The sequence below is a fragment of the Mesorhizobium sp. KR9-304 genome (genome assembly GCF_040049215.1).
Taxonomy (GTDB): domain Bacteria; phylum Pseudomonadota; class Alphaproteobacteria; order Rhizobiales; family Rhizobiaceae; genus Mesorhizobium_K.
The window spans coordinates 2,518,990-2,545,608 of sequence record NZ_JBDZDN010000001.1; the positions used below are offsets into that span (position 1 = coordinate 2,518,990).

General features: G+C 64.0%; 26 protein-coding genes. 9 read left to right on the forward strand and 17 right to left on the reverse strand.

The genetic code is table 11. The features are described 5' to 3' along the window. The first annotated feature begins 8 nt into the window (after positions 1-8). From ABLE71_RS12030 to ABLE71_RS12045, 4 genes are all read left to right on the forward strand, one after another. Positions 9-407, forward strand: a complete 399-nt coding sequence (locus ABLE71_RS12030) for a sarcosine oxidase subunit delta (protein ID WP_348783565.1) — start codon at positions 9-11, stop codon at positions 405-407. Further along, positions 407-3,400: a sarcosine oxidase subunit alpha gene (locus tag ABLE71_RS12035; protein ID WP_348783566.1), complete on the forward strand. Its 2,994-nt coding sequence runs from the start codon at positions 407-409 to the stop codon at positions 3,398-3,400. The genes ABLE71_RS12030 and ABLE71_RS12035 overlap by 1 nt, the downstream gene beginning before the upstream one ends. Further along, positions 3,393-3,950 carry a sarcosine oxidase subunit gamma gene (locus ABLE71_RS12040; protein ID WP_348783567.1) on the forward strand — a complete coding sequence of 186 codons (558 nt, stop codon included), beginning with the start codon at positions 3,393-3,395 and terminating at the stop codon, positions 3,948-3,950. The genes ABLE71_RS12035 and ABLE71_RS12040 overlap by 8 nt, the downstream gene beginning before the upstream one ends. 68 nt (positions 3,951-4,018) lie before the next feature. After that, complete coding sequence (locus ABLE71_RS12045) at positions 4,019-4,228, forward strand: hypothetical protein (protein WP_348783568.1); 210 nt, start codon at positions 4,019-4,021, stop codon at positions 4,226-4,228. A 3-nt stretch (positions 4,229-4,231) separates the two neighbouring features. On the opposite strand, the gene ABLE71_RS12050 is transcribed toward ABLE71_RS12045, so the two are convergent. Beyond that, complete coding sequence (locus ABLE71_RS12050) at positions 4,232-5,137, reverse strand: LysR family transcriptional regulator (protein WP_348783727.1); 906 nt, start codon at positions 5,135-5,137, stop codon at positions 4,232-4,234. Positions 5,138-5,242: 105 nt separating this feature from the next. Between ABLE71_RS12050 and ABLE71_RS12055 the strand changes: the two genes are divergently transcribed. Next, entirely contained in the window at positions 5,243-6,136 is an 894-nt protein-coding gene (locus ABLE71_RS12055) for a DMT family transporter (protein WP_348783569.1), read from the forward strand. A gap of 111 nt (positions 6,137-6,247) precedes the next feature. Next, complete coding sequence (locus ABLE71_RS12060; RefSeq protein WP_348783570.1) at positions 6,248-6,553, forward strand: hypothetical protein; 306 nt, start codon at positions 6,248-6,250, stop codon at positions 6,551-6,553. Positions 6,554-6,567: 14 nt separating this feature from the next. Here the strand turns inward: ABLE71_RS12060 and ABLE71_RS12065 are convergent, their stop codons facing one another. From ABLE71_RS12065 to ABLE71_RS12085, 5 genes are all read right to left on the reverse strand, one after another. Further along, positions 6,568-6,933: an antibiotic biosynthesis monooxygenase gene (locus tag ABLE71_RS12065; protein ID WP_348783571.1), complete on the reverse strand. Its 366-nt coding sequence runs from the start codon at positions 6,931-6,933 to the stop codon at positions 6,568-6,570. Between the two features lie 3 nt (positions 6,934-6,936). After that, positions 6,937-7,446, reverse strand: coding sequence for a MaoC family dehydratase (locus tag ABLE71_RS12070; RefSeq protein ID WP_348783572.1), 510 nt, complete (start codon positions 7,444-7,446; stop codon positions 6,937-6,939). 138 nt (positions 7,447-7,584) lie between these two features. After that, positions 7,585-8,355: an ATP-binding cassette domain-containing protein gene (locus ABLE71_RS12075; protein WP_348783573.1), complete on the reverse strand. Its 771-nt coding sequence runs from the start codon at positions 8,353-8,355 to the stop codon at positions 7,585-7,587. A 2-nt stretch (positions 8,356-8,357) separates the two neighbouring features. After that, positions 8,358-9,434 carry an ABC transporter permease gene (locus ABLE71_RS12080; RefSeq protein ID WP_348783574.1) on the reverse strand — a complete coding sequence of 359 codons (1,077 nt, stop codon included), beginning with the start codon at positions 9,432-9,434 and terminating at the stop codon, positions 8,358-8,360. A gap of 93 nt (positions 9,435-9,527) precedes the next feature. Further along, positions 9,528-10,469 (reverse strand): sugar ABC transporter substrate-binding protein, encoded by a 942-nt coding sequence (locus ABLE71_RS12085; RefSeq protein ID WP_348783575.1) that lies wholly within the window; start codon positions 10,467-10,469, stop codon positions 9,528-9,530. Positions 10,470-10,834: 365 nt separating this feature from the next. Between ABLE71_RS12085 and ABLE71_RS12090 the strand changes: the two genes are divergently transcribed. Then, complete coding sequence (locus ABLE71_RS12090) at positions 10,835-12,079, forward strand: FAD-dependent oxidoreductase (protein WP_348783576.1); 1,245 nt, start codon at positions 10,835-10,837, stop codon at positions 12,077-12,079. A 533-nt stretch (positions 12,080-12,612) separates the two neighbouring features. On the opposite strand, the gene ABLE71_RS12095 is transcribed toward ABLE71_RS12090, so the two are convergent. The 11 genes from ABLE71_RS12095 to ABLE71_RS12145 form a co-directional block, all read right to left on the reverse strand. Continuing rightward, a complete protein-coding gene (locus ABLE71_RS12095; RefSeq protein WP_348783577.1) occupies positions 12,613-13,677 on the reverse strand; it encodes an ABC transporter ATP-binding protein in 1,065 nt (354 codons plus the stop codon). Between the two features lie 16 nt (positions 13,678-13,693). After that, complete coding sequence (locus ABLE71_RS12100) at positions 13,694-14,485, reverse strand: ABC transporter permease (protein WP_348783578.1); 792 nt, start codon at positions 14,483-14,485, stop codon at positions 13,694-13,696. Further along, the gene (locus tag ABLE71_RS12105; protein WP_348783579.1) at positions 14,482-15,393 is read right to left on the reverse strand and encodes an ABC transporter permease subunit; all 912 of its coding nucleotides are present in this window, start codon (positions 15,391-15,393) and stop codon (positions 14,482-14,484) included. The genes ABLE71_RS12100 and ABLE71_RS12105 overlap by 4 nt, the downstream gene beginning before the upstream one ends. A gap of 122 nt (positions 15,394-15,515) precedes the next feature. Beyond that, positions 15,516-16,619 (reverse strand): ABC transporter substrate-binding protein, encoded by a 1,104-nt coding sequence (locus ABLE71_RS12110; protein ID WP_348783580.1) that lies wholly within the window; start codon positions 16,617-16,619, stop codon positions 15,516-15,518. 231 nt (positions 16,620-16,850) lie between these two features. Then, positions 16,851-18,023, reverse strand: a complete 1,173-nt coding sequence (locus ABLE71_RS12115) for an iron-containing alcohol dehydrogenase (protein ID WP_348783581.1) — start codon at positions 18,021-18,023, stop codon at positions 16,851-16,853. Between the two features lie 30 nt (positions 18,024-18,053). Beyond that, positions 18,054-19,442 (reverse strand): aldehyde dehydrogenase family protein, encoded by a 1,389-nt coding sequence (locus ABLE71_RS12120; RefSeq protein ID WP_348783582.1) that lies wholly within the window; start codon positions 19,440-19,442, stop codon positions 18,054-18,056. A gap of 22 nt (positions 19,443-19,464) precedes the next feature. Beyond that, positions 19,465-19,881 (reverse strand): type II toxin-antitoxin system VapC family toxin, encoded by a 417-nt coding sequence (locus tag ABLE71_RS12125; protein ID WP_348783583.1) that lies wholly within the window; start codon positions 19,879-19,881, stop codon positions 19,465-19,467. 4 nt (positions 19,882-19,885) lie between these two features. After that, positions 19,886-20,329, reverse strand: coding sequence for a hypothetical protein (locus ABLE71_RS12130; RefSeq protein ID WP_348783584.1), 444 nt, complete (start codon positions 20,327-20,329; stop codon positions 19,886-19,888). Positions 20,330-20,398: 69 nt separating this feature from the next. Beyond that, a complete protein-coding gene (locus tag ABLE71_RS12135; protein ID WP_348783585.1) occupies positions 20,399-21,769 on the reverse strand; it encodes a glutamine synthetase family protein in 1,371 nt (456 codons plus the stop codon). A gap of 83 nt (positions 21,770-21,852) precedes the next feature. Next, positions 21,853-23,415: an amino acid permease gene (locus tag ABLE71_RS12140; protein WP_348783586.1), complete on the reverse strand. Its 1,563-nt coding sequence runs from the start codon at positions 23,413-23,415 to the stop codon at positions 21,853-21,855. 30 nt (positions 23,416-23,445) lie between these two features. Continuing rightward, positions 23,446-24,243, reverse strand: coding sequence for an N-formylglutamate amidohydrolase (locus ABLE71_RS12145; RefSeq protein ID WP_348783587.1), 798 nt, complete (start codon positions 24,241-24,243; stop codon positions 23,446-23,448). A gap of 170 nt (positions 24,244-24,413) precedes the next feature. On the opposite strand from ABLE71_RS12145, the gene ABLE71_RS12150 reads away from it, so the two are divergent. After that, positions 24,414-25,241 carry a MurR/RpiR family transcriptional regulator gene (locus ABLE71_RS12150; protein ID WP_348783588.1) on the forward strand — a complete coding sequence of 276 codons (828 nt, stop codon included), beginning with the start codon at positions 24,414-24,416 and terminating at the stop codon, positions 25,239-25,241. Between the two features lie 212 nt (positions 25,242-25,453). Then, a complete protein-coding gene (locus tag ABLE71_RS12155) occupies positions 25,454-26,614 on the forward strand; it encodes an efflux RND transporter periplasmic adaptor subunit (protein WP_348783589.1) in 1,161 nt (386 codons plus the stop codon). Positions 26,615-26,619: the final 5 nt, after the last annotated feature.

Below are 26,619 nucleotides of genomic sequence, written 5' to 3' on the forward strand. Positions count from 1 at the left end.
GAGGAAACATGCTTCTCATCCGTTGCCCCTATTGCGAGGAAGAGCGTCCGGAACTCGAGTTCCGCAACGCCGGCGAGGCGCATATCGCGCGCTCGACCGACATCGCCTCGATCAGTGACGACGACTTCGAAAAGTTCTTTTTCATCCGCTCGAACCCGAAGGGGATCATCTTCGAGCGGTGGCGGCACGTGCATGGCTGCGCGCGGTTCTTCAACGCCGCGCGCGACACCGTCACCGACAAGTTCCTCGCCGTCTACAAGGCGGGCGAGCCGAAACCCGATCTTGCGAAGCTCGCGTCGAGTGATCCTGCCGCCTATGCCAACCGTCCTCCGGATCAGCTCAACGTGAAGAAGACCGACGTGAATAAGCCCGCTCGGCGCGCGCCTGCGAAGAAGAAGGACGCGTGATGGCCGAACCGTTCCGCATTTCGGGCGCCGGCCGCCTGACGCCCGCAAAAACCGTGCGCTTCAGCTTCGACGGCAAGCCTTACAGCGGCCTGCAAGGCGACACGCTCGCCTCGGCGCTGCTCGCCAACGGCGTCCATTTGGTCGGCCGTTCGTTCAAATACCATCGCCCGCGCGGCATCCTGTCGGCCGGCGCGGAGGAACCCAACGCGCTGGTCCAGGTCGAGCGCGATGCCGCGCGCAAGACGCCGAACGTCCGCGCCACGGTGCAGGAGCTCTATGACGGGCTGACGGCGCATTCGCAGAACCGATGGCCATCGCTTTCCTTCGACGTCGGCGCGGTCAACGACATCGCTTCGCCGTTCTTCTCGGCCGGCTTCTACTACAAGACGTTCATGTGGCCAAAGGCGGCGTGGAAGCACCTTTACGAGCCGAAGATCCGCGCGGCCGCCGGTCTTGGCGTCGCGCCCGACCAGCCCGACCCCGACCACTATTCGTCGCGCTTCGCCCATTGCGAGGTGCTGGTGCTGGGCGGCGGCGCCGCCGGCATCGCGGCAGCACTTGCCGCGGCCGAGACTGGTGTGCGCGTTATTCTCGCCGACGAGCAGGCCGAGTTGGGCGGCGCGCTGCGCTTCGAGAGCGGCGCCAGGATCGACGGGCAAGATGGCTGGGCGTGGGCGCAATCGAGCATTGCCAAGCTCGCGGCGATGGACAACGTCCGCCTGCTGCCGCGCACGACTGCATTTGGATATTACGCACAGAACTTCGTCGGGCTCACCGAGCGCGTCACCGACCATCTCGCCAATCCCGGCCGCGACCTGCCGCGCGAGCGGCTCTGGCAGGTGCGCGCGAAGAAGGTTGTGCTCGCCACCGGCGCGATCGAGCGGCAGATGGTGTTTGCCGACAACGACCGCCCCGGCGTCATGCTGGCGTCGGCGGCGCGCACCTATCTCAACCACTATGGCGTCGCGGTCGGCCGCAATGTCGGCGTCTACACCGCCAACGACAGCGCCTATGCCGCCGCGATCGACCTCAAGAAGGCCGGCGTCGGCATCGCCGCCATCGTCGATCTGCGCGACAACCCGCACGGGCCGCTGATCGACGCGGCACGCGCCGCGGGCATCGAGATCCATGATGGTCGCGCCGTGGTCCGCGTCGGCGGCAAGCTGCGCGTCACTCACATGGTGGTGCAGCCCAAGACCGGTGGCGGCGAGCGCTCCATTGGCATCGACGCGCTTTTGATGTCGGCCGGCTGGACGCCTTCGGTGCACCTGTTCTCGCAGTCGCGCGGCAAGGTCTCCTTCAACTACGAGACCAAGCGCTTCGTGCCAGGCACATATGCGCAGGACTGCATCTGCGTCGGCGCCGGCAACGGGACCGACGGTTTGTCGGCCTCGATCGACGAGGCCTATGCCGCAGGGATAAAGGCGGCCAGGGAAGCAGGCGGAAAAGCGGTGAAATCCGCCAGGCCCAAGGTCGATGCCAGCGAGGGCTGGTCGCGCGGCATGCTGGGTGCAGGGCCTGGCGCGGGGCCGAACACCACGGTCAAGGCCTTCGTCGATTTCCAGAACGACGTCACCGCCAAGGACATCCGCCAGGCGGTGCATGAGGGCATGCGGTCGATCGAGCACGTCAAGCGCTTCACCACCAACGGCATGGCGACCGATCAGGGCAAGACATCCAACATGCACGGACTGGCGATTGCCGCCGAGGCTTTGGGTAAGCAGATACCGGAAGTCGGGCTGACCACCTTCCGCGCGCCCTATACGCCGGTCACCTTCGGGGCGATCGTCAACCATGCGCGCGGGCCGTTGTTCGATCCGACGCGCCGCACCGCCACCCACGCATGGGCCGAGCGCCAAGGCGCCGTGTTCGAGGATGTCGGCCAGTGGAAGCGCGCCTGGTACTTTCCACGCGCCGGAGAGGACATGCACGCCGCCGTCAACCGCGAGTGCGTGACCGTTCGCAAGACGGCCGGCCTGTTCGACGCCTCCACGCTCGGCAAGATCGAGGTGGTCGGGCCGGACGCCGCGAAGTTCATGGAGCTTCTCTACACCAATCCATGGGAGAAGCTCGAACCCGGCCGCTGCCGTTACGGGATCATGCTGCGCGAGGACGGTTTTATCTATGACGACGGCGTCGTCGGCCGGCTCGCCCCCGACCGCTTCCACGTGACGACGACGACCGGGGGCGCGGCCCGCGTCATGAACATGATGGAGGACTATCTCCAGACCGAATTCCCTGAGCTCAACGTGTGGCTGACCTCGATCTCCGAGCAGTGGGCGGTCATCGCTGTACAGGGACCGAATTCGCGTGAGATCGTCGAGCCGCTGGTCGAAGGCATCGACATGTCCGACGAGGCGATGCCGCATATGTCGGTGCGTGAAGGCAAGATCTGCGGGGTGCCGACGCGGCTTTTCCGCATGTCCTTCACCGGCGACCGCGGTTTCGAGGTCAATGTGCCGGCCGACTACGGGCAGGCGGTGTGGGAAGCGCTGTGGGCCGAAGGCCAGAAGCACGGCGCTTGCGCCTACGGCACCGAGGCCATGCACGTCCTGCGCGCCGAGAAGGGATACATCATCGTCGGCCAGGACACGGACGGCACGGTGACCCCTGCCGACGCCGGCCTCGACTGGGCGGTCGGCAAGAAGAAGACCGATTTCGTCGGCATACGCGGCCTGATGCGGCCCGACCTCGTCGCCGCAGGGCGCAAGCAACTCGTCGGCCTGAAGACCAAGGACCCGAAGACCGTGCTGGAAGAGGGCGCGCAGATCGTAGGCAATCCAAAACAGCCGATTCCTATGAAGATGATCGGCCATGTCACATCGAGCTATTGGTCGGAGAATTGCGGCCGCTCGATCGCCATGGGTCTCGTGGTCGACGGCCGGTCGCGTCTGGGCGAGACGCTGTTCGTGCCGATGCCCACAGGCGCCATCGAAGTCGAGATCTGCTCGCCGGTGTTCTTCGACGAGAAGGGAGGCCGCCTCAATGGCTAAGGCAGTTCAGGCCGCCGTCCGAAACCCGGCTATGGCGGGCCGCGAATTCTCGGCGAAAAATGCAAAGCTCGCCATGCTGCCGCCCGCGCATCGAATCTCGTTGCGCGCGCCCGCCGCGTCCGTCGCCGCGCTGTCCGAGGCGCTTGGGCTAACGCTGCCGCAGAAGCCCAAAGCCTCGGCGTCGGAGGGCAGCCGCTCCGCGCTGTGGCTCGGACCGGACGAGTGGCTTGTCATCGACGACGGCGCCAGCGACCCGCTGAAAGCCTGCGCCGGCGTCGAGGCGCTGCATTCGGCGGTCGGCGTTTCCCACCGCAATGTCGCGATCTCGGTCACCGGACCCGGCGCCGCGAACATTATCAACGCCGGCTGTCCGCAGGATTTGTCGCTTGTGGCGTTTCCGGTCGGCGCATGCTCTCGCACCGTCCTTGGCAAGGCGGAGATCGTTCTCATGCGCACGGCGGAGGATGCCTTCCGTGTCGAATGCTGGCGCTCCTTCTCCGATTATGTCTTCACCTTCCTCACCGATGCAGCGCAGGATGCTGCCGCCTGACGGCTGTCGGGCTGACATCGACCGCCACATTGCCTATCTTGCTAGGTAGACAGCGAGGACGATGCGAGATGGCGAGCCCAAAAACGCCCAACGATGCGAAGAAATCTCCTGCGGTGAAATCGCTCGAACGCGAGCAAAGCAAGCAGCCGCACCTGTCACCGAAGCAGGAACGCGATGAGGAACTCGAGGAAGGCCTCGAAGACACGTTTCCGGCCAGCGACCCGATTTCCGTGATCTCTTCGTCTATTCCCGGTAAGCCCAAGAAGAAGCAGAAATAGCCGCTATTTCTCGGCTGCCAGGAAGGCTTCGATCTTCTCCGGCGGCAGCTTGGCTTCTTTGCCGATACGGCGCGCCAGCTCCGCCGCCGCCCCGCGCGGCTTTCCGATAGGTCGGTCCAGCCAATACGAAACGGGATTCAGCGCGGTGCGCTCGTCAACCGTGACGATGCGGCCCGAAGCGAGCTGATCGACGGTCAAGGGCGGCCTCGACAGCGCAATTCCCAGCCCATGTGCTGCCGCATCGAGCACCAGGTTATAGTCCTCGAAGCGCCTGTCCTCGGCACGCGGGCGATAGTCCATGCCGCGCGCGCCGAACCAGGCGCGCCAGGCGGATGCATCGGAATCGTGAATCAGCGGGTATTTCAGCAGCCGTTCAGGCTTGCCCATGCCGATTTCCGCAGCCAGCCTCGGCGAGGCAATTGGAGAGCAATACTCCTCGAACAGCTGCACGGAGATCCGTCCCGGAATCTTGCCGCGTCCGCAGCGGATCGACAGGTCCATTCCCTCGTCGGCGAGATCGGCCTGGTGGTTGTCGACTTCGAGCACGATGCGCAGCCGCGTCGGCCCATCCTCCAGCGCATGCAGGCGCGGCATCAGCCATAGCCCGCTGATCGAGGGGATCGAGGTCAGCCGCACCACCGCCGCTCCGCGCGGGTCGCTCCAGCGGTCGGTCGTATCGGATATCAGCGAGAAGGCCTCGTTGGTGCGCAGGAAAAGTCGCTGGCCCTCAGGCGTCAGCGACACGCCCCGCGCGCCTCGTTCGAACAGCTTTAGCCCCAGCCAGCCCTCCAGCTTGGCGATCTGCCGGCTGATCGCGCCATGCGTGATGTTGAGGTGCTCCGCAGCGGCGCTGAAGCTGCCGGTCCGGGCGGCCGCCTCGAAACCGCGCAACGTCTCGAGCGGCAGCATGGGTTTCAAGCTGTGATCCATGTTCACAGCAGAACCATCATTTATTCGTTTGTCAATCAGCTCATACCGGCGCTCTCTCTGCCGAGATTTTGCGAGGATTTACAAATGAGCATCGCCTTGGCATCACCCGCCACTTCACCGAGGACCGATCCGGTTGCCACGGTTGCGGTCGTCGTCACGATCTTCGCCTGGGCGTCCGCCTTCCCGGCGATCCGCGCCGGCCTGGCGGCCTTCGGGCCGCTGGAGCTTGGTGCGGTGCGTTTCGCCATCGCTGCGGTTCCGGCCGCCCTCTACCTTGCGCTCACAAGGCCCAAGCTGCCCGAGTTCAACGAGCTCTGGCGTTTCGGCGTCGGCGGTTTCGGATTCGTGGCACTCTACACAGGCCTGCTCAATTATGGCGAGCTCACGGTGTCGGCGGGTGCTGCGAGCTTCATCATCAATGTCAGCCCGATCCTGACGGCGCTTTTCGCGACCGTCTTCCTCGGCGAGCGGTTTTCGTTCATCGCCTGGGCCGGAACGCTGCTTTCCTTCGCCGGCATCGGCATCATCGCGCTGGGCGAGGGCGAGGGGCTGCGCTTCGAGGCCGGCGCGCTGCTCATCTTGGGCGCCGCCTTCGTCACGTCGATCAACGCGATCGCGCAGAAGCCGCTTTTTGCCCGCCACAACCCCTTGTCGGTCTCCGCCTGGAACATGGTCGTCGGCGCCTTGGCGCTGTCGCCCTTCCTGCCGTCGGGCCTTGCGCAGGCAGCGGTCGCCGATGCCGATGGCCTGTTCGCGGCGGTCTATCTCGGTATCGTCCCGAGCCTCATCGCCTATGCGAGCTGGGCCGTCGCGCTCTCCCGCCTGCCCGCCTCGCGCGCCTCGAATTATCTCTACTGCGTACCGCCGGTCGCAACCCTCATGGGCTTCTTCTGGCTCGGCGAGGCGCCGGGCCCGCTCGGCATCGTCGGTGGGGCGCTTGCCTTGGTAGGTGTCGCGGTCGTCAATCTGCGGCGGTAGCACAAGTCAAGGAAAGCGTGCGCCGATGTTCCGTCCGGAATCGCTGCTGGACGCCAAGGAACGAATGCCTGACCCTGCCGTTGTTGTCCAAAATCCGCAGAGGGACACACAATGGCATCCGCTTTTTCACGATTCCGCAGCGAGGACGATCTGGGGGCACAGGTCGCGCGTCTCAGCAAGGAGATGGCCGCGCTCAAGAAGGCGCTATCGAAACGGGGTTCCGATGTCTATGACGACGCCCGCGACGCGGGCGCGGACCTCTATGGCGAGCTTCGCGACAGGTTTACCGATGCGCTGCCGATGGTGCGCAGGCGCGCCCATGCCGCCGAGCAGGTTGCGCGCGACCATCCGGCAACCGCGGCGGTTGTTGGCTTGCTCGTGGTTGGACTGCTGGTGACGATGCTCGCCCGTAAATAACCGCGCCGGGCTGCTCAGCCGTCGTTGGAAGCGTTGAGTTCGTCGGGCATCAGGCCCTGTTCCTCGACCGTCTCATCAACCAGTTCGGAAATTGTGAGCCGGCGCGACTTGAGCAGCGGCCCAAACGCGGCGCGCGTGGTTGCGAGGCGCGGATTTTGCGCGTGTACGTCGACCGCTGTCTGGTCGGCATAGAGTTCGCTTACCATCATCCTGTCGGGGACCGGCCTGCCGTCCGCATCGACCGGCTTGAGCACCTCGAAGCGCAGGCAACCCTCTTCCTCGAACAGCGTCCGCCTCGCATGGTCCTTGATCAGCGATGCGAATTCCTGCTCGCGACCCTCCTGCGTTTCGTATTCGACGATGATGCTGATCCGCGGCACGCACTATCTCCCCAAATCGCCCTCATGGCCCTCGTTGGCGGCCTGCCGTCGAGGCGGTACGAAAGCCAGTGTCAGCCATCGTGCTGTCAGCGCCGGCTTGGCGGAGGCTTCGATCTCGATCGTCACATCGTTGGCGATGTGGACCCAGCCCGAAGGCCGCGCCTTGACGTCGGCCAGCACGAAACGCGCGCGTATGCGCGAGCCGGTCTTGACCGGGGCGACGAAGCGCACGGAATCAAAGCCGTAGTTTATTCCCATGTCGGCGCCTTCGAGGCCGGGCGACGTTTCAAACGCGAATGTCGAAAGCAGCGAGAGCGTAAGGAACCCGTGCGCGATGGTGCCGCCGAAGGGCGTCTCCGCCGCGGCCCGCGCGGGATCGCAATGGATGAACTGGTGGTCGTCGGTCGCATCGGCGAACTGGTCGATCATGGTTTGCGTGACCTCGCGCCAGGGCGACAGGCCCATTTCCTGTCCGACCAGTGCCTTCAGTTCGTCGAGCGTTATCGTCTTCACGCTGGTTTACCAGTGGATTGCCGGGTTCGGGCGTGGGTCTGCCACGCGAAGCAAGCGCTTCCCTATCCCGGTTTGACCCGGTCTTTCAACCTTCAGGGACAGGAACGCCGAAGTTCCAGGGCGATTGCGGCGCCGCAATCAGGCGGCGGTGGCGAATTCCGGGGCCGTCTTGGCGCCGGTGATGTAGGCGACGACATCCTCGCCGTTGGTCTCCGACTTGTTCAGGTTGGCGACGATCCTGCCGCGACGGAACACGACGATGCGGTCGACGAGGTCGAAGACCTGGCGCATGTTGTGACTGATCAGGATCAGCGGCTCGCCATGCGCCTTGAGCGTGCGGATGATGTTCTCCACCTGAGCCGTTTCCTGGACGCCGAGCGCCGCCGTCGGTTCGTCCATGATGATGAGCTTCGAGGCGAAGGTGGCCGTCCGGGCGATCGCCACGCACTGGCGCTGGCCGCCCGACATGTGGCGGATCGTGCTCGACAGGTTGGGGATCTTCACCGCGGTCCGCTCCAGCGCCTTGCGCGTCGCCTCGCGCATCGCCTTGCGGTCGAGGATCGAGAAAGGCCCGAGATTGATCAGGAACTTCTCGCGGCCGAGAAAGAGGTTGGACGGCACGTCGAGGTCGTCGGCCAGGGCCAGCGTCTGGAACACCGCCTCGATCCCTGCCTCGCGCGCATCCAGCGGTCCGCGGAAGTTCACCTCCTTGCCGTCGAAGACGATTTTCCCGCGGGTCGGCTGCTCGACGCCGGTGATCTGGCGCACGAAGGTCGATTTCCCGGCGCCGTTGTCGCCCATGATGGCGACGTGCTCGCCTTTGTGGACCTCGAAGTCGGCCATCTCCAGTGCATGCACGCCGCCGTAATATTTGGTCAGGCCTTCCGTCTTGAGGATGATGTCGGACATGGTCAGCCCCTCATTGCCCTGGCGCGCTGCCGCCACTGGTCGAGCACCACGGCGCCGACGATGATCACGCCCTTCACCATCTCCTGATAATAGGCATCGAGCCGCATGAAGGTGAAGCCGGAGATGATGACGCCGAAGATCAGCGCGCCAAGCACGGTGCCGAAGATCGAGCCGCGCCCGCCCCTGAGCGACACGCCGCCGATGACGGCCATGGCGATGGCGTCCAGCTCATACATGGCGCCCATGCCGGCCTGGGCGGTGAGATTCTTCGAACTCAGCACCAGCGCCGCGACCGAGGCGAGCATGCCGGCGATGACGTAGACCAGCACCTTGTGCTGCTCGACCTTGACGCCGGTCGTGCGCGCTGCCTCTTCGTTCGAGCCGATGGCGTAGCAGTGCTTGCCGTATTTCGTGTAGGTCAGGATGAGCTGGAACAGGATGGCCAGCGAGATGAAGATGACGACCGGCATCAACCCCTTGCCGATGGCGGCAAAACTGTCGGTCGGAAACGAAATCGGGTTGCCCTTCGACCACCAGCGCGACAGGCCGCGCGCCGCCACCATCATGCCGAGCGTCGCGATGAAGGGCGGGATTCTCGTGTAGGCGATCAGCGAACCGTTGATGAGGCCGGCGATCAGGCCGCAGCCCAGCCCGACCAGGATAGGCACGATGACGGGAAGGTCGAGCCAGCCCTGTTCGGGAAAGATCGCCTTCGGGTTGGGATTGCCGTTCACGATCGCCACCTGGGCGAATGACATTGCGATCATGGCGGTCGCGCCGACCACCGAACCCGACGACAGGTCGATGCCGCCGGTGATGATCACCTGCGTCACGCCAATGGCGATGATGCCGACGATCGACACCTGGAGGATGATGATCTCCAGGCGCTGCTGGTTGAAGATGCCCGAGACGTTCTCGCGCGTGTTGAACAGGAAGCTGTCGCCGACGATGAGCCGGCCGAGAATCTCAAACGCCGCCACGACGATGACAAGTGCGATGAGCACATTGAATTCGGGCGGCCAGACACGCCGGGACGTGTCGAAAGGCAGGCCGCCAACGCCATGAGCCGTCTGTGCCACGTCGCTTCCTCCGCCCACCAGCCGCGCCGGTGGAAGTCGAATTGGAGAGGCGGCGCCGCTGCGCCGCCTCCGCTTGTCAGTCGTCGGACGACCTCAGTTCTTCTTGAGGAAGTCGTTGATGTTGGCAGGGGTCACCAGCTGGAAGGGAATGTACACCTTCTTGTCGACCTTCTCGCCCTTCGCCAGCTTCAGGGCTGCATCGAGGGCCCCGGCGCCCTGGCCCGCCGCATCCTGGAACACGGTCACGTCGAGGTCGCCCGCCTGCATGGCGGCCAGCGCATCCTGCGTGGCGTCGACGCCGCCGACCACCACCGACTTCATGTCGATGTTAGCCGCCTTCATGGCCTGGATCGCACCGATGGCGCTTTCGTCGTTGTTGGCGATCACGCCGTCGAATGGCGTGCCGGTCGACAGCCAGTTGGTCATCAGGTTCTGGGCCTCGTCGCGGCGCCAGTTCGAGGTCTGCTTGTCGATGATCTTGATGAAGCTGCATTCGGGCGTCGCGATCACGTCGTCGATGTCCTTGGTGCGCATGACAGCAGCCTGGTTCGACAGTTCGCCCATGATCACGTAGATGCTCGCCTCCGTCTTGCCCGCTTCCTTGAACAGCCGGCAGACTTCCTGAGTTTCCAGCGTTCCTGAGTCCATCTCGTTGGACGCGACGAAGGCCTGGCTGTCCGGCAGCGTGTCGACGTTGATCGGTTCGCGGTTGACGTAGACCAGCGGGACCTTGGCCGCCGCCGCTGCGTCGGACATGGCCTGGGTGGCCGAGGTGTCGACCGGATTGACGACGATCGCGTCGACGCCCGAGGCGATGAAGTTCTTGATCTGGTCGAGCTGCTTGGCCACGTCGTTCTGCGCGTCCTCGACCTGGATCTCGACGCCAGCCATTCCCTTGGCCTGCTCGACCATGCCGTTGCGCAGCACGGTCAGGAAGTTGTCGTCGAACAGCGCCATGGACACGCCGATCTTCTCGGCCATGGCCGAGGAGGTCATGAGCGCAGAAAGGGCTGCGCCCAACAGATATTTCTTCATTTTATTTCTCCTCCACAAAGTTGGCGTCCGGTGGCGCCTATTGTCCGGAACTTCCTGTCAGAAAGCCCTCCCGGAGGATTTGCGTCCTCACCTGCATCCGGTCCAGACCTCCGTACCCGGCCCGGTTGCCTTGCGGCGCCGGGTTTCTTGAGCCCCTTGCCGCAGCATGCTAAATAGAACAAAAATGTCATTCGCATTTCTGATGGAATATTCATTCCATTCCGAGCTAGGGGAGTCAAGCCGAAACTTGCTCCGCGGCGGCCAGTCATCGAGGCTTGCCCGGGCACTCCGGCCCTCCTAATAGGACGCGCGGCAGGCGCGGCGCGGGCGCCGGGTTCGAGGGCGAAACGGGATTGGGAAACTGAATGGACGGTACGGCCGGAATGGTCATCATCGGGGCAGGGGAATGCGGCGCCCGCGCGGCCTTCGCGCTGCGCGAGAACGGTTATGCCGGCCCGGTGACCCTGGTCGGCGAGGAGGCGCATCTGCCCTATGAACGCCCGCCGCTCTCCAAGGAGGCGCTGCATCGCGAGGAAGAGCCCGAGCCGAAATGGATCGGACTTGCCGGACACTTTACCGAACAGGGCATATCCGTGCTGACGGGGCGGACGGCGGTCGGGATCGACAGGCACGCGAAAACCGTGCGGCTTTCCGACGGATCGGCGCTCGCCTACGACAGGCTGCTTCTGGCGACGGGAGCGCTGCCACGGCAATTGCCCCTGGCGGCAAATGCGGGCCCCCGCTGCGTGACACTGCGCAGCTTCGACGACGCGCTCGCCATCCGCCGGCTGCTCGTCCCTGGAATGCGGCTCGTCGTCATCGGCGGCGGCTTCATCGGGCTCGAGCTTGCGGCAAGTGCGGCGAAGCGCGGCGCAGCCGTGACTGTCGTCGAAGCGCAGCCCCGGGTGCTGATGCGCGGCGTGCCGGAGGAAATCGCTTCCGTCGTGGCCGAACGGCACCGCGCCGAGGGCGTCGATATCCGGGTCGGCGTAGCCATCGCGTCCATATCGGGCGATGCCGATTCGGCGCATGTCGTCCTCGCCGATGGAACCGACCTGGCGGCCGACCTGCTGGTGGTCGGCATCGGCGCCGTGCCGGTAACCGGACTGGCCGAGGCTGCGGGGCTGGCGATCGAGAACGGCATCGCTGTCGACCGCCATCTCAGGACCTCCGATCCGGACATCTTGGCGGCGGGCGACTGCTGCTCGTTTCCGCTTGAGACTTACGGCGGGCGGCGGGTGCGGCTGGAATCCTGGCGCAACGCGCAGGACCAGGGCACGCTTGCGGCGAAGAACATGCTCGGCGTCGACGAACCTATCTCGGCGGTGCCGTGGTTCTGGTCGGATCAGCACGACCTAACCCTGCAGATCGCTGGGCTCGCCGAAGGGGCGGAGCGGCATGTCCGCCGCGATCTCGGCGACGGCGCATTCATACTGTTCCACCTCGCGCCGGACGGAAGGCTGCTGGCTGCGAGCGGCATCGGGCCCGGCAATACTGTGGCGCGCGATATCCGGCTTGCCGAGATGCTGATAGCCAAGGGGGCGCGGCCCGATCCGCAAGCACTTGCCTCACCGGATGTGAAGCTCAAATCGCTGCTGGCCGGCGGGTGAGCGCAAGGGGAGGGAAAACGGCGCACCTCATCGCCGCCACGCCGAGGGCGCGCCATGAGGCGCGACGCCGGTCCCCACACCCATTGGGCGCGTGTCATCGTTGCCACGCCCGCCGAAGCGTCTGGCCATTTCAAAGAACGCCCCCTTCCACGGAGAAGTCGGGAAGCGGGGCACGGGACCGAGCCTCTCAATTATTTGTACGTGGCCGGTTTCCCGCGCCCCGCCGGAGTTCTTGCCCTACCTGGAGGGGACGCAGCGAATTCTTTCACCGCGCGACCTCGGTCAGGGCCCGGACCTCAGGGCTCATCACCCAGCCGCGCCACCGTTAGGGCGACCGATCCTGCGCCGCCGCCCTCCCTGATACCCGGTGCGCACTAGGTTCCCGTGAGGGCGGTGCGGCAAGTATGCGGGAGGCTCGATCGGCGTGAATGAACAGGCTCGATTATTTTTCGTAGTCAAAGGAAATCAACGGGTTGGGGGGAGTGTATATCCACGCGAATCCGCTTTGCATCGCTCGGCGGCATTCACCCGCTCTAATGCAGCACCAGCACGTCTTCGGGCGAGAAGCTGATCTCGGCCTTGTCGCCGACGGTTGGCGGCGGAGAGGCCGGGCTGTTGAACGTGTCGAGCGAGACGCGATCCTTGCCGACGCCGACGCGAACGCGGATGACCGAGCCAAGAAAGCTGACCTCGGCAATCTCGCCACCCAGCGTCGCGTCCCGGCCGGGCTGGCGGCCCAGCGAAATCGCCTCGGGCCGCAGCGCGAGTGACAGCGTGTCGCCGGCCTTCGAGCCGTTCAGCTTGCCCTTGAGCATGACGCTGTTGGCGCCAACCTGCACCGCCCCTGTCGACGGATCCGTGACGGTGCCTTCCAGCACGTTCAGCGTTCCTACGAAATTGGCGACGAATTTGGTTGCCGGGCGGTTGTAGATTTCGAATGGCGTGCCAACCTGCTCGGCCTTGCCGCCGTACATGACGACGATACGGTCGGAGATGGAGAGCGCCTCTTCCTGGTCGTGCGTGACGAAAACGGTGGTGATGCCGAGTTCCTTCTGGATCGCCCTGATCTCGTCGCGCAGGGAAACGCGCACCTTGGCATCGAGCGCCGAGAGCGGCTCATCGAGCAGCAGCAGCTTCGGCTTCGGCGCGATGGCGCGGGCAAGCGCCACGCGCTGCTGTTGTCCGCCGGAGAGCTGGTAGGGATAGCGGTCGCCGAACTGCGGCAGCTTGATGAGGTTCAGCATCTCGGCGACGCGCTTGTCGCTGTCGGCTTTGGGGACGCCGGCGACCTTGAGGCCGAAGGCGATGTTCTGCGCGACCGTCAGATTGGGGAAGAGCGCGTAGGCCTGGAACACCATGCCGATGTTGCGCTGGTTGGGCTTCAGCCGCGTCACATCCTTGCCGCCGATCACGATGGCTCCCGATGTCGGCTCCTCGAAACCCGCGACCATGCGCAGCACGGTCGTCTTTCCGCAGCCCGACGGGCCGAGGAAGGAGACGAACTCGCCGGTGCCGACGTCGAGATTGAAATCCTGCACGACGGTCGTCGGCCCGAAACTCTTGCGGACGCTCTGGATCTTCAGGAAGTGGTCGGTCATGGCTTTTGCTCTGACATCAGTTTGGCTGGTTCGCCGATTTCGGCGCGAAACGCGACAGCACCTGGATGACCGACATGCAGCCCCAGGTGATGGCAAAGGCGATGATGGCAAGCGCCGCCGGCTCGTAGGCGCGGTTCGCGCCGATGTTCTGCAGGTAGGGTCCGAAAGCGGGCCGGTTGAGCAGCGAGGCCATGGTGAACTCGCCGATCACGATAGCGAAGGTGAGAAAGGCGCCAGACAGCACCGCGATCAGCACGTTGGGCATGATGACGCGCGCGACGATGGTCGTCCAGCCGGCGCCGAGGATCTGCGCGGCTTCGGTCAGCGTGCGAACGTCGATGGTGCGCAGGCCGGTGTCGACGGCGCGGTACATATAGGGCAGAGCCAGCGTCGCATACCCGATCACCAGCAGCACATTGGTGCCTGCCGCGCTGCCTAGGAACGGCAGCGGCGAGTTCGAGCCGTACATGCGGATATAGCCGAAGACGATGACGATGGCCGGGATGACCAGCGGCAGGAGCGTGATGAACTCGACGATCGGCCTCAGATGCGGCAGGCGCAGCCTGATCCAGTAGGCCGCGGGGACCACGATCAGCACGCCCAGAATGATGGTGAAAACCGCGGCGACCACAGAATAGGCGAAGGTTGCCTGAAACCGGGGATCGCCGAACACCACCGTATAGGCGTCGAAGGAATAGACGCCGCGGCGCATGCGCATCGAGAATTCGAAGGTCGCGATCAGCGGAATGAAAAAATAGGCGGCGCCGACCGCGAAGGTGACCCAGGCCCAGAAGCGTCCCGACTTCATTTCAGCCACCTCTCGGAGCGGGTCCGGAACCAGATGTAGAAGACATTCGCCATGCCGGTGATGAAGATCATACCGAAGGCGATGGCGTAGCCGAGATGCGGATTGTGCAGCACGTCGCCGCGGATCTGCGCGTAGAGCAGGATCGGCACGATGTTGAGCGAGGAGCCGGTCAGCGCATAGGCGGTGGCGATGGCGCCAAAGGCGTTGGCGAAGAGCAGGATCACGGTGCCGAGGAAGCTCGGCCAGATCACCGGGATGACGACCATGCGCCAGTATTGCCACTGCGTGGCGCCGAGCGTGGCGGCGGCTTCGCCCCATTCCTTCTTCAGACCGTCGATCGCCGGGGTGATGATCACCACCATCAGCGGGATCTGGAAATAGAGATAGGTGAGGGTGAGGCCCCAGAAGGACAGGATGTTGAAGCCGGTGGCGTAGATGTTGAGGCCGATCGCGTTGAGAAGCACGGTGACCAGACCGAGCCGGCCGAGCGTGGCCAGGAAGGCGAAGGCCAGCGGCACGCCGGCGAAATTGGAAGCGACGCCGGAAAAAGTCATGGTGGCCGAGCGCACCCAGCCGGGCAGGCCGCCGCGCACGATTGCGATGGCGATCGCCAGGCCGATCAGCGCGCCAAGGATAGCCGAGGCCAGGCTGACCTTGATGGAAATCCAGTAGGCGGCGACGATGGTGGGCTGCGACAGCGCGGCCAGGTTCTCAAGCGTGAACTCACCGTCCGAGTTCTGGAACGCGCCGAGGATCAGATAGGCCGTCGGCAGGATCAGGAACATCAGCGCGAAGATAAAGAACGGCGCGACGCCAAGCCATTGCGTCGGAAAACGGATGCCGGCACTCGACGACGACGGCGGCGCTGACCTGGCTGCTGCCGGATCGGAAACGGTGATGTCTGTCATTCGCCCCGCCCGCCTGTCGAACCTTGTTTCGTCGCAATCCCAGGAAAACCGGCTCCGCTTTTCCTGGAACTGCTCCAGATGCGAAGCGGGCGGCACCGCGAGATGCCGCCCGGACGTTCTTTTTACTGGACGTTGGCGCCGACGACGCTGTCCCAGTTCTTGGTGATGGCTTCCTTGGCGGCGGCCTGCTCGTCGAGCGACGGGAACACGGCGGCCTCATAGGCGGCAGCCGGCGGCAGCTTGTCCATCATCTCCTGCGGAATCTTGCCGTTCTTGGCGAGATCGTTGAAGCGGATCGGATGGCAATAGCCCTTGAGCCAGCCGAGCTGGCCTTCGTCGGAATAGAGATACTCCATCCACAGCTTGGCAGCGTTCGGATGCGGCGCGAAGGCTGAGATTGCCTGGACGTAGACGCCGGCGACAACGCCGGTCTTCGGTACGACGACTTCGACCGGCGGGTTGCCGTTCAGCGTGTCGCGGCCCGAAAGGGCGTTGTAGTCCCAGGTGATCAGGATCGGCGTCTGGCCCTGAGCGAGGGTAGCTGCCTTGCCGATGACCGGCACGAAGTTGCCCTTGGCGTTGAGCTCCTTGAAGAACTCGAGACCGGCAGTGCCGGCCGCTTCACCGGCGGCAGCGCCCTTCGACAGGCCGGCGGCGTAGACGCCCTGAATGGCCTGGTTCGAAGCGCGCGGGTCGCCCGCGAGCGCAACGGTGTTCTTGTACTCGTCCTTGAGCAGGTCGGCCCAGTCGGCCGGCACGTTCGGGACGAGGTCCTTGTTCACCTCGAAGGAGAGCACGCCGTAGTAGTCGCCGTACCAGTAACCTTCGGCGTCCTTGGCGCTGTCCGGGATCGAGTCCCAGGTCGAGACCTTGTAGGGCTGGATGAGGCCGTCGGCCTTGGCGGTCGGGCCGAAGGAGAGACCGACGTCGATCACGTCGGGGGCCTGCGGGCCCTTGTTGTCCTTGTTGGCCTTGATCGCCTCGATCTCGTCGCCGGAGCCGGCGTCGGGGTTGAGCTCATTGATGGTGATCTCGGGATACTTGGCCTTGAAGCCGGCGATGACGTCGCCGTAGCCGCACCAGTCATGCGGTAGCGCGATGGTGGTGAGCTGACCTTCTGCCTTGGCCGCGGCGATGAGGTCGGCTGACTGCGCCGACGCGATTGCCGTCGTCACCATGAGGGACGCGGCCGTGAGGGAAAGCACTTTCCCCGTGAAATTGAACATTTGTTCTCTCCGTTGAACTGACGCCATTCGACGCCTCGGATGCGGTACCGCTGTCGTGTGACAGTCCGATGAATAGACTGCCGGAACCCCCCAGGCGCAAAAAGTTAACCCCTTTTTCGAGACCGTAGCAATTGTCGCCGAGTTTATTTCTCGGCTAATTATTCGTGATCGCCTCCTCCCTTCATTATCCCTCCTGTTTGCGACTGTCCGAACTCCTTATGCGACAGCCATTCAAATCTTTCCCGAGATCGAGCCGTCCAGCAGCCCGAGCGCCGCTTTTTTGGTCAGCTTGACCGGGTTGCCGCCAGTGCTCGGATCGGCGACCGCCATCTCGGCAATGAGCGCCTTGCGCTTTGCGTCCATGTTCAGCCCCTTGATAAGTTCGGGCAGGGTGTGCGGAACCTTGAGCTCCTTCCTGAGCTTCAGGATCGCCCTGGCGAAGCCGTCAAAGCCGCCCTTGATGCCGAGATAGGCGGCCGCCCGCGCGATCTTCTCCTCGATCGCCGGGCGGTTGAAGGCGAGCACGTAAGGCATGAAGACGCCGTTGGTCATGCCGTGATGGGTATCGTAGAGCGCGCCGATCGGATGCGACAGCGAATGGATCGCGCCCAGTCCCTTCTGGAAGGCGGTGGCGCCCATCGCGGCGGCGGCCATCATGTTGGCGCGGGCGGTGATATCCCTGCCGTTGGCGGCGGCCCTGGGAAGGTTCTCGAAGACAAGCCGCATGCCTTCGAGCGCGACGCCGTCGGCCATCGGATGATAGCCGGCTGCCGAGTAGGCTTCGAGGCAATGGGCGAGCGCGTCCATCCCGGTGCCCACCGTGATGAAGGGCGGCATGCCGACGGTGAGTTCGGGATCGGCGATGACGATCGCAGGCAGGAGCTTCGGGTGGAAGATGATCTTCTTGGTGTGCGTCGCCTCGTTGGTCAGCACGCCGGCGCGGCCGACCTCCGAGCCGGTGCCAGCGGTGGTGGGGACGGCCACGATCGGCACGATGGCATCGGCGTTGGCGCGCGTCCACCAGTCGCCGATATCCTCGAAATCCCAGACGGGGCGCGTCTGGCCGGCCTGGAAGGCGATCAGCTTGCCGAGATCGAGCCCCGAGCCGCCGCCGAAGGCGACGACGCCGTCATGCTTGCCCTTCTTGAACGCCGCGATGCCGGCAGTGAGGTTCGATTCCACCGGGTTTGCCTTGACGTCGGAAAACACCGAATAGGGTATCTTCGCGTCGTCGAGGATCTTCAGCGTCGAGGCGACGACCGGCAGCTTCGCCAGCCCAGGATCGGTGACGAAAAGCGGCCGCTTGATGCCGGCAAACGCCAGCGCGTCGGGCAGCTCCTTGATTCGGCCCGCGCCGAAACGAATGGTGGTCGGGTAGTTCCATTTGGAAAAGAGCTTGGTCATGGCAACGCTTTCGGGATTTGGATTTCGGGCTCAGATTTTCTCGCGCAGGTGATAGCTCTTCGGCCGGGTCAAGTTGTCGTAGCCGATCTGCGACAGGCCAGCGCCCTTGCCAGTGTCCTTGACGCCGGTCCAGACCAGCGCCGGATCGAGATAGTCGCAGCGGTTCATGAACACCGTGCCGGTCTCGACGCGGTCGCCGATCGCAATGGCGTGCTCGGTGTCGGAGGTCCAGATCGAGGCGGTGAGGCCGTAGGGGCTGTCGTTCATCAGCGCGATCGCCTCCTCGTCGCCCCGCACCTTCATGATGCCGACGATCGGCCCGAAACTCTCTTCGCGCATGACCGACATCTGGTGATTGACATCGGTCAGCACCTCGGGCGCCAGATAGGGCGAGCCGGCGACGTCGTTAGCCACCTTCATGTTGATGTTGGCCGTCGCGCCCTTGCGCAGCGCCTCGGCCTTCTGCTCGCGGATGAGGTCGGCGAAGCGCGCCTGCGCCATCGGCCCCATGGTGGTCGCCTGTTCGAGCGGATTGCCGACGACATAGTTCCTGGTCTCGGCGACGAAGCCTTCGACGAATTCGTCATAGACCTTCTCGTGGACGTAGACTCGCTCGATGCCGCAGCAGCACTGGCCGGAATTGTAGAAGGCGCCGTCGACAAGATTGGCGACGGCGAAGTCGAGCTTGGCGTCGTGCAGCACGTAGGCCGGGTCCTTGCCGCCGAGCTCCAGCCCGAGCGTCATGAAGGTGCCGGCCGCCGCCTTCTCGATGGCTCGGCCGCCGGCGACCGAGCCGGTGAAGTTGACATGGTCGATCTTCCCCGAACCGAGCAATTTCTCCGTCTGCGCATGGTTGAGCACGAGGTTCTGGAACACGCCCTTGGGCAGGCCGGCCTTCTCGAAGGCTTGTGCGAAACGCTCGCCGACGAGCAGCGTCTGCGCGGCGTGCTTGAGGATCACGGTCGAGCCGGCCATCAGCGCCGGCACGATGGTGTTGACGGCGGTGAGATAGGGATAGTTCCACGGCGCGATGACCATCACGACGCCGAGCGGCTCCTTCTTCACGTAGCGGCGGAAGCCGTCCTTGGGATTGGAGGCCGGCACGGGCGCCAGCGCCTTCTCGGCGATCTCGACCATGTATTGCGTGCGCTCCTTGACGCCGCCGAACTCGCCGCCGTAGCGCACAGGCCGCCCCATCTGCCAGGCGATCTCGGGTACGATCTCGTCGGTCATGGCGACCAGCGCTTCGAGCATGGCGAGCATGTATTTGCCGCGCGTGGCGATCGGCAGCTTCGCCCACTCGACCTGCGCGGCCTTGGCGCGCTCGACCGCGGCGCTTACCTGGCTGTCGGTCGCGACCGGCCGCTCCACGTAGATGGAGCCGTCGATCGGGGATTTGAGCTTGATGGTTTCCATCATGGATATTCCTGAGGTTGTTGCTCTAGCAGGGAATTACCTGGACGTGGCCCTGGTTGGCGTAGTCGAGGATTTTCCGATCACGCGTCATGATGCGATAGCCGTGCTCGCGCGCGGTCGCAATGAAGAGGCGATCGAAGGGATCCCGAGGCGGGTCGCCCGGAAGAAAGGATGAGTTGACCAGAATGTCGATCGTAAGCTCCGCCACTTCCGAGTAAGGCGGCACGAGCAGACTATCGAACCACGAACGGACCGATATCGCCGCCAACACCTGTCGTCTCGCAATCAGCATTCCCATTTCCCAGGCGCTGGTCGGCGAAACCATCACCGGCAATCTCGCTTCCGCGCTTTCGTCGAGTGCTGTCCGTGCCGACGGATCAATCTTGGCTTCTTCGGTGATCCAGATGGCCGCGCACGTGTCGAGCAGAATATTGCCAGGCATATGGCTAGTCCCTAATCTCGGGCCCGTATTTCCGATCGAGAAAGTCAGCCAGGTCCGGATCGGCTGGTGCTGTAAGGTCGACGTCTGGGAGCATGGTGATCATGCCGTTCAAACGACCGAACAAAGGATGACGGCGAGTAGGCTTCTTTTCGAACTCGGTCTGCGGGCTCTCGCCAAAACCGCCGGCGGTTGCAGCATTTGCATTTGGTCTCACCCGCGCGAACGCCACGCTTTCTCCGGCCACGTCCAAATCCTCCGTCTGGAAACCCGCCGCAAGCCACTCCTTGGTCATGGGATTGTTGCTCGGATTGTTGCTCCACCAAGCCGGGTATTTCTTCGATGCCGGCAGCTTTTCGCCGATCAGGCGTTCGATCTCGTCGAACGACATCGCTACCCGATCCCCTTCCTGCGCCAACAAATGAAAACGCAACGGTGTATATTTTCCCATCTGGAAGTCTCCGGCCTAACTTAACGTAATACAGCTTTAGTTTTGGCCGGACAACCTTATTTGTAAGCTTTAATATCTCTCGAAGCCCCGGTGCAGCTCCCAGTCCGTGATGCGGCGGTCGTATTCGAACTGCTCCCATTCGGCGGTGTTGACGTAGTGGTCGACGATATCGTCGCCGAGTGCTGCACGCAGCATCTTCGACTTCGACAGGCTTTCCGTCGCGGCGCGCAGCGTCTTTGGAATCTCCGGCAGACGGCTCGCCTTGTAGGCGTCGCCCTCGAAGGGCTTCTGCAGTTCAAGCTTCTCGTCGATGCCGGCGAGCCCGGCGGCGATCAGCGCCGCGAAGGCCAGATAGGGATTCAAATCAGCGCCGCCGATGCGGCACTCCATGCGCACGGCCTTGGTTCCTTCGCCGCAAAGGCGGAAACCGGCGGTGCGGTTGTCGCGGCTCCAGATGATGCGGGTCGGCGCCCATGTCGCGACCTGGAAGCGCTTGTAGGAGTTGATGAAGGGCGCCAGGAACCAGGTGTATTCGCGCGCATATTTGATCTGCCCGGCGGCCCAGCTCTGGCCGAGCTTCGACAGGCCCCAGGGTCCCTTCTTGTCGAGGAACAGCGGCGTCTTGCCGTCGGCGCTCCACAGCGAGTTGTGGACATGGCTGGAGTTGCCGGCGAGGCCGTAATTGTATTTGGCCATGAAGGTGATCGCCTTGCCCATCTGGCCTGCGATCTCCTTGGCGCCGTTCTTCAGGATGACGTGACGGTCGGCCATGTCGACGGCTTGGGCATAACGGACGTTAATCTCCTCCTGGCCGGGGCCGGCCTCGCCCTTGGAGTTCTCGATGGGGATGCCGGCGCCTTCCATCTCGTTGCGCAGCCGGCGCATCACGTCCTCTTCCTTGGTGGTGATGCCGATCAGATAGTCGCCGATATAGGGAGAGGCGGTCGAGAGGCCCTGCCAGTGCTTGCCACGCGCCGAATCGTAGCTTTCGTTGAACAGGTAGAATTCGAGCTCGGAGGCGAAATAGGCGATGAAGCCGCGGTCGTTCAGCCGTGCGACCTGCTTCTTCAGGATGGCGCGCGGCGAATGCGGCAGGTCTTCATGCGTGTGATGGTCCTGGATGTCGCACAGGACCAGCGCGGTCTTTTCGAGCCAGGGAATGTTGCGCAGCGTCGACAGGTCCGGCTTCATGGTGAAGTCGCCGTAACCCTGCGCCCAGCTCGCGGCCTTGTAGCCCGGCACCGGCTCCATATCGATGTCGTTGGCCAGCAGGTAGTTGCAGCCGTGCGTCTCGCCGTAGCCGGATTCGACGAAGAATTTAGCGAGAAAGCGCTTGCCGACCAGCCGGCCCTGCATGTCGACGGCGCAGGCGAGCACCGTGTCGATTTCGCCGCTTGCGACGGCTTTCTTCAACTGGTCGAAAGTGAGGTTGCCGGCCATTCAATCCTGCTCCCGTAGATCAAAGAGGTTCATGAAAAGCCGTGGCCGGCATCGCGCCGGCCACGGCGATGATGGAGCGGTTTTCAGCGACCGGTCTCGCCCACGGCCACTTCCGCCGCCTTGATGGCGGCCTGACGCTTGGCGATTTCCTCGCCGATCGGCGGACCCTGGAAGCGGCGGTTCTCGAAGCCGTACCAGAGGATCGCGGTCAGGATGACGAAGCCGACGGTGATCCAGAACACCTTGTCGTTCGGCGGCTGGATGGCGATGTAGAAGATGATCACCATGCCTATGATCGACAGTACGCAGACCAGCTTGAACAGACCGGCGCCGAGATTCCATGGGCCGGGATGGGGCCACTTGGCCGTGCCGAACGTCATCATGCCGAGCGTGATCGGAATTATGAAGGACAGGAACAGGAATACCAGCGTCGAGTTGACGACGATGGTGTAGATGTTGGTGCCGCCGATCGAGATGAACTGGGCGAGAAAGACATAGATGATCTCGAGCGCCGCGGCCGTCCAGATCGCATTGACGGGCGTCCGGTAGGTGGGGCTCACCTTGGCCAGAGACGCCGACCCTACCGGCATGCCGCCGTCGCGGGAAAAGGCAAACAGCATGCGCGAAGCGGAAGTGACGGTGGCGAGCCCGCACAGGAACTGCGCGACAAAGATCGCCAGGTACAGCAGTTGCTTGAGCCAGCCGGGCATGATCGCGTTCATCGTTTCGAAGAACACCGACCAGCCCTGCTTGGCGCCTGCGGCCAGATCGGGAATAGCCAGGACGATCGCGCACAGCATGACCCAGCCGGCCAGGGACGACCACACGACCGACGAGACGATGGCCCTTGGAACCGAATGCGCGGCCTTCAGCGTCTCTTCCGAAGTATGCGCAGACGCATCATATCCGGTGATGGTGTAGACCGGCAGCAAAAGGCAGAGCAGGAACAGGTAGAGCATGCTGTCCGATTGCGGGAAGACATTGCCGCCTGCTTCACCCGAATAGTTGGTGAACGTCCAGAGCCGTGTGATGTCGATCGCCGGTGCGAAGACAAGGCAGGCCACGATGAGCACTGCGGTCGTGCCGAGGATCAGGAATCCTGACGCATCGGTCAGCATCGCCGTGAGCTTGATGCCGAAGTGATTGAGCAGCGCCTGCAGAATGGTGATAACGGCGACAAATGTAACTATCTCGCCGGCGGTGCCGGAGAGGCCGAAAGCCCCGCCGAACGTTCCGACGAAGAAGAACGAAGTGCCGATGTTGATTGCGCCAAGCACGGTGATGAGGCCGAGCAGATTGAGCCATGCAGTCAGCCAGCCGGTGAAACGGTTGCCGAGGATCGACGCCCAGTGATAGAGGCCGCCGGCGGTTGGGTAGGCCGAAGCGATTTGCGCCATGGCTAGCGCGAAGACACCCGAGACGGCGCAACCGACGATCCAGCCGATGCCTGCACCGGCGCCTCCGATGGAAGACGTGGCTTGTGCGAACGAGTTGATACCGCCCGACAGTATGCAGATGATCGAGAACGAGATCGCAAAGTTCGAGAAGCGGCTCATCGATCTCTGCAATTCCTGGGCATAGCCCATACCGTGAAGGACTTTAAGGTCCTCCTTCTTGTCGACTTCAGTGTAGTCGTGCGTTGACATTTTTGTTCCCCTTTTTTCTAAACTGGCTGTCTAAATTCCGGCCGCCGACCTCAGCTTTTCAGCCCGCCGCGGCTGCAGGTGCAAAAAGATGCCCGCAAGCAATTCCGCCCATCTCCGTTGTCCGGCAGCGTCCGCAATCTCGTCGTTGCGGATTTCGATCATCGCGCAGGGAAGGCCGCGCGACCGCGCATGCCGCTCCAGCGTGAAATAGACGCGGTCGGCAGGCGAATAGGGTTCGTTCACGCCGACGGTGAAGCATTTCAGCGCTTCGAGTTCGCCAATCAGCGGTGCGGACAGGCGCTCGTCGTCGTCGTGGATGATGCCGATCTCCCAAGGGCGGGCGACGCCCTTGTAGACCGGCGTGAAGGAATGAACCGTGACCAGCCAGGTCTCGCGGCCTGCCGCCATGCGCTCATCGACAAGTGCGTCGATCGCCTCGTGGAAAGGCCGCCAGGACAGCGCGATGCGCTCGGCGCGCTCCTTGCCGGTGAGCGCCGCATTGCCGGGAATGAGCGTGGACTCGCTGATCTCAGGGATCAGGTCGGGCGCATCGAGCGGCCGGTTGCAGTCAATGGCGAGCCTGGACACGCCGGCTTCGACCAGCACGGCATCGAGCATGTCCGCCATCATGAGCGCGACCGGCAACGCGCCGGGATCCCAGGCGATATGGCGCAGCATGTCGGCCGGTTCGAGGCCGAGCGTGCCGTAGTTCGGCGGAAGATAGTTGGAGGCGTGGTCGCAGACGAGCAGGAAGGGAGACTTGCCGGCGCGGTTCGTAACCCGGACCGCGTTTTGCGGTGCGTGCACAGACTGTCGCGCCTTTTGCATTCTCCCAAACACCCCTGTCGAGCGCTGTATCGTATGTTACGAATTTTGTTTCATTGCGCTCTGATGAATGATTTCATACAGCTTTCGAGGCTTTGTCAAATGCGTTTTGAGAAAGCGCACAGGAAGGAAGGCGGCCGGGGTCGCCGGCCAAGGGAAGCTGAGCGGGGAGCATGAAAACCGGCGTTGCCGAACTGATTTCCGACCGCATGGACACGATGCCGGCGGGCGAGCGCCGCGCCGCTCAGGCGCTGATCGCCAACTACCCGGTGATCGGCCTGAAAACCGTCGCCGAATTCTCGCAGGCTGCGGGCGTCAGTTCGCCGACGATATTGCGCTTCGTAGCGCGGCTGGGCTTCCAGAACTATCCGGAGTTCCAGGCCGCACTTCAGGACGAACTGGCGGCACAGTTGCAATCGCCGGCTTCCCGCGCCGGTCTGCCGCAGCCTTCACGTCACGGCAGCGCGCCCGCCACGGTCGAGGCGACACTCGATAACATCCGCGAGACTTTCCGGCACGTCTCGGAAAAGCAGATCGCCGACATGGTGGCGCTGCTTTCCAATCCGAAGGCTGCGCTGTTCCTGGTCGGCGGGCGGTTTACCGATCCCGTTGCCCGCTACATGGCGGCGCACCTGACCATCATTCGGCCGAACGTGCTTCATCTCACCGGTCAGGAAAGCAACTGGCGCGACCGGCTGATCGACATGGGCAAACGCGACGTGCTGCTGATCTTCGACATACGCCGCTACCAGGACAGCCTCGCGCGCTTCGCCGAGAAGGCGCATCAGCGCGGCGTCCACATAATCCTGTTCACCGACCAGTGGCTGTCGCCGATCGCCCGTTTCGCGCGTCACGTGATCGCCGGGAGAACCGCCGTGCCGTCTCCCTGGGATTCATCGGCGGCGCTCTTCGTCGTCGCGGAGACGCTTATCGGCGAACTGACGCGGCGGCTCGAAGCCGACAGCGCGCGGCGCATCGGCGAAATGGAGGATCTGCGCTGAACAAGCTTTTGTGAACAAGGCTTTGGCGGTGCGCCGGCGCTCTACCTTACCTGGATTTAATGATAAAACGGGTGCGCCGGAGCCGCGAAATTGTCATAAGGCGCCGGTAGGGATTCCCCCCAGGGAAATGGCGTGCGGGGTTTTCGACGCCTGAACCCCCTGATCCAGCAAAACCGCAGCGGGCGCCGCGCCCGTTCCGAACCGGAGTGTAAATGGCAGCCTGGAAACAGTTACTTCTCGCGCTGGTCGTTGTCATTGCGGCCGCCGCGGCATGGGTGAAGTTCTTTCCAGGCGCCCCTGAAATCCTCGCTGGCTGGGGCATCGGTTCGGCCTCTGTCGATGCACGGCCACGGAGCGAAGAGCCGAGGCGGAACAGCGGTCCGCAGACGGCGGTAATCACAGCGCCGGTGGTCGAGGCCGTCATCAATGACAGGCTGTCGGCGATCGGAACCGGGCGCGCCAACAACTCCGTCGCCCTCAAGCCCTACACGTCCGGTCGACTGACCAAGATCGAAGTGATCTCCGGCAGGCGGGTGGAAACGGGCACGGTCATCGCGCTGCTCGACTCCGAACTCGAGGAGGTCGCGCTCGACCGCGCAAAAATCGCACTTGCCGACGCTGAAGCGAAGCTCGAGCGCGTGCGCTCGCTGCGAACCACCAACACCGCCACCCAGGTGCAGGTGACGGACGCCGAACTCGTCGTCGGCAACGCACGGCTGGCGCTGCGCGACGCACAGCTCAACCTCGACCGGCGCGCCATCACGGCTCCGATCGAGGGCATCATCGGCATCTTGCCGGTCGAGGCGGGCAACTACGTGACGACAGACACGGTGATCGCAACGATCGACGACCGTTCGCGGATCAAGATCGACTTCTACGTGCCCGAACGCTTTGCCGCCGAGATGGCTGTCGGAGACAGTCTCAGCGCGTCGCCGATCGCGCGGCCCGACGAGGTTTTCGCCGGAACGGTCAGCGCGGTCGACAACCGCGTCGACGACAAGAGCCGTACGCTGCTGGTGCAGGCGGAAGTCCCCAACGAAGGGGATACGCTCAGGGCCGGCATGTCGTTCCGGGTGCTGGTGAAGTTTCCCGGAGACACCTATCCGTCCGTCGATCCGCTGGCCATCCAGTGGGGCACGGACGGCGCTTTCGTCTGGGTGATCCGCGACGGCAAGGCCAGGCGCACGCCGGTCCGCATCGTCCAACGCAATACCGAAAGCGTGCTGGTGGCAGCCGAGGGCATCGCGCCGGGCGACACGGTGGTGACGGAAGGCGTGCATGCCGTCCGCGACGGCGCCGAGGTACTGGTCGCCAGGGCACAGCCATCGGCCGCCATCCCGGCCGCGCCGGCCGTCACCGGCAGCGGCTCCTGATCGGA

Excerpts from the sequence above, each read along its gene's own strand:
- ABLE71_RS12030 (WP_348783565.1), top strand. The coding sequence starts at position 9 with ATGCTTCTCATCCGTTGCCCCTATTGCGAGGAAGAGCGTCCGGAACTC.
- ABLE71_RS12035 (WP_348783566.1), top strand. The coding sequence starts at position 407 with ATGGCCGAACCGTTCCGCATTTCGGGCGCCGGCCGCCTGACGCCCGCA.
- ABLE71_RS12040 (WP_348783567.1), top strand. The coding sequence starts at position 3,393 with ATGGCTAAGGCAGTTCAGGCCGCCGTCCGAAACCCGGCTATGGCGGGC.
- ABLE71_RS12045 (WP_348783568.1), top strand. The coding sequence starts at position 4,019 with ATGGCGAGCCCAAAAACGCCCAACGATGCGAAGAAATCTCCTGCGGTG.
- ABLE71_RS12050 (WP_348783727.1), bottom strand. The coding sequence starts at position 5,137 with ATGCTGCCGCTCGAGACGTTGCGCGGTTTCGAGGCGGCCGCCCGGACC.
- ABLE71_RS12055 (WP_348783569.1), top strand. The coding sequence starts at position 5,243 with ATGAGCATCGCCTTGGCATCACCCGCCACTTCACCGAGGACCGATCCG.
- ABLE71_RS12060 (WP_348783570.1), top strand. The coding sequence starts at position 6,248 with ATGGCATCCGCTTTTTCACGATTCCGCAGCGAGGACGATCTGGGGGCA.
- ABLE71_RS12075 (WP_348783573.1), bottom strand. The coding sequence starts at position 8,355 with ATGTCCGACATCATCCTCAAGACGGAAGGCCTGACCAAATATTACGGC.
- ABLE71_RS12085 (WP_348783575.1), bottom strand. The coding sequence starts at position 10,469 with ATGAAGAAATATCTGTTGGGCGCAGCCCTTTCTGCGCTCATGACCTCC.
- ABLE71_RS12090 (WP_348783576.1), top strand. The coding sequence starts at position 10,835 with ATGGACGGTACGGCCGGAATGGTCATCATCGGGGCAGGGGAATGCGGC.
- ABLE71_RS12095 (WP_348783577.1), bottom strand. The coding sequence starts at position 13,677 with ATGACCGACCACTTCCTGAAGATCCAGAGCGTCCGCAAGAGTTTCGGG.
- ABLE71_RS12100 (WP_348783578.1), bottom strand. The coding sequence starts at position 14,485 with ATGAAGTCGGGACGCTTCTGGGCCTGGGTCACCTTCGCGGTCGGCGCC.
- ABLE71_RS12105 (WP_348783579.1), bottom strand. The coding sequence starts at position 15,393 with ATGACAGACATCACCGTTTCCGATCCGGCAGCAGCCAGGTCAGCGCCG.
- ABLE71_RS12110 (WP_348783580.1), bottom strand. The coding sequence starts at position 16,619 with ATGTTCAATTTCACGGGGAAAGTGCTTTCCCTCACGGCCGCGTCCCTC.
- ABLE71_RS12115 (WP_348783581.1), bottom strand. The coding sequence starts at position 18,023 with ATGACCAAGCTCTTTTCCAAATGGAACTACCCGACCACCATTCGTTTC.
- ABLE71_RS12120 (WP_348783582.1), bottom strand. The coding sequence starts at position 19,442 with ATGATGGAAACCATCAAGCTCAAATCCCCGATCGACGGCTCCATCTAC.
- ABLE71_RS12125 (WP_348783583.1), bottom strand. The coding sequence starts at position 19,881 with ATGCCTGGCAATATTCTGCTCGACACGTGCGCGGCCATCTGGATCACC.
- ABLE71_RS12130 (WP_348783584.1), bottom strand. The coding sequence starts at position 20,329 with ATGGGAAAATATACACCGTTGCGTTTTCATTTGTTGGCGCAGGAAGGG.
- ABLE71_RS12135 (WP_348783585.1), bottom strand. The coding sequence starts at position 21,769 with ATGGCCGGCAACCTCACTTTCGACCAGTTGAAGAAAGCCGTCGCAAGC.
- ABLE71_RS12140 (WP_348783586.1), bottom strand. The coding sequence starts at position 23,415 with ATGTCAACGCACGACTACACTGAAGTCGACAAGAAGGAGGACCTTAAA.
- ABLE71_RS12145 (WP_348783587.1), bottom strand. The coding sequence starts at position 24,243 with ATGCAAAAGGCGCGACAGTCTGTGCACGCACCGCAAAACGCGGTCCGG.
- ABLE71_RS12150 (WP_348783588.1), top strand. The coding sequence starts at position 24,414 with ATGAAAACCGGCGTTGCCGAACTGATTTCCGACCGCATGGACACGATG.
- ABLE71_RS12155 (WP_348783589.1), top strand. The coding sequence starts at position 25,454 with ATGGCAGCCTGGAAACAGTTACTTCTCGCGCTGGTCGTTGTCATTGCG.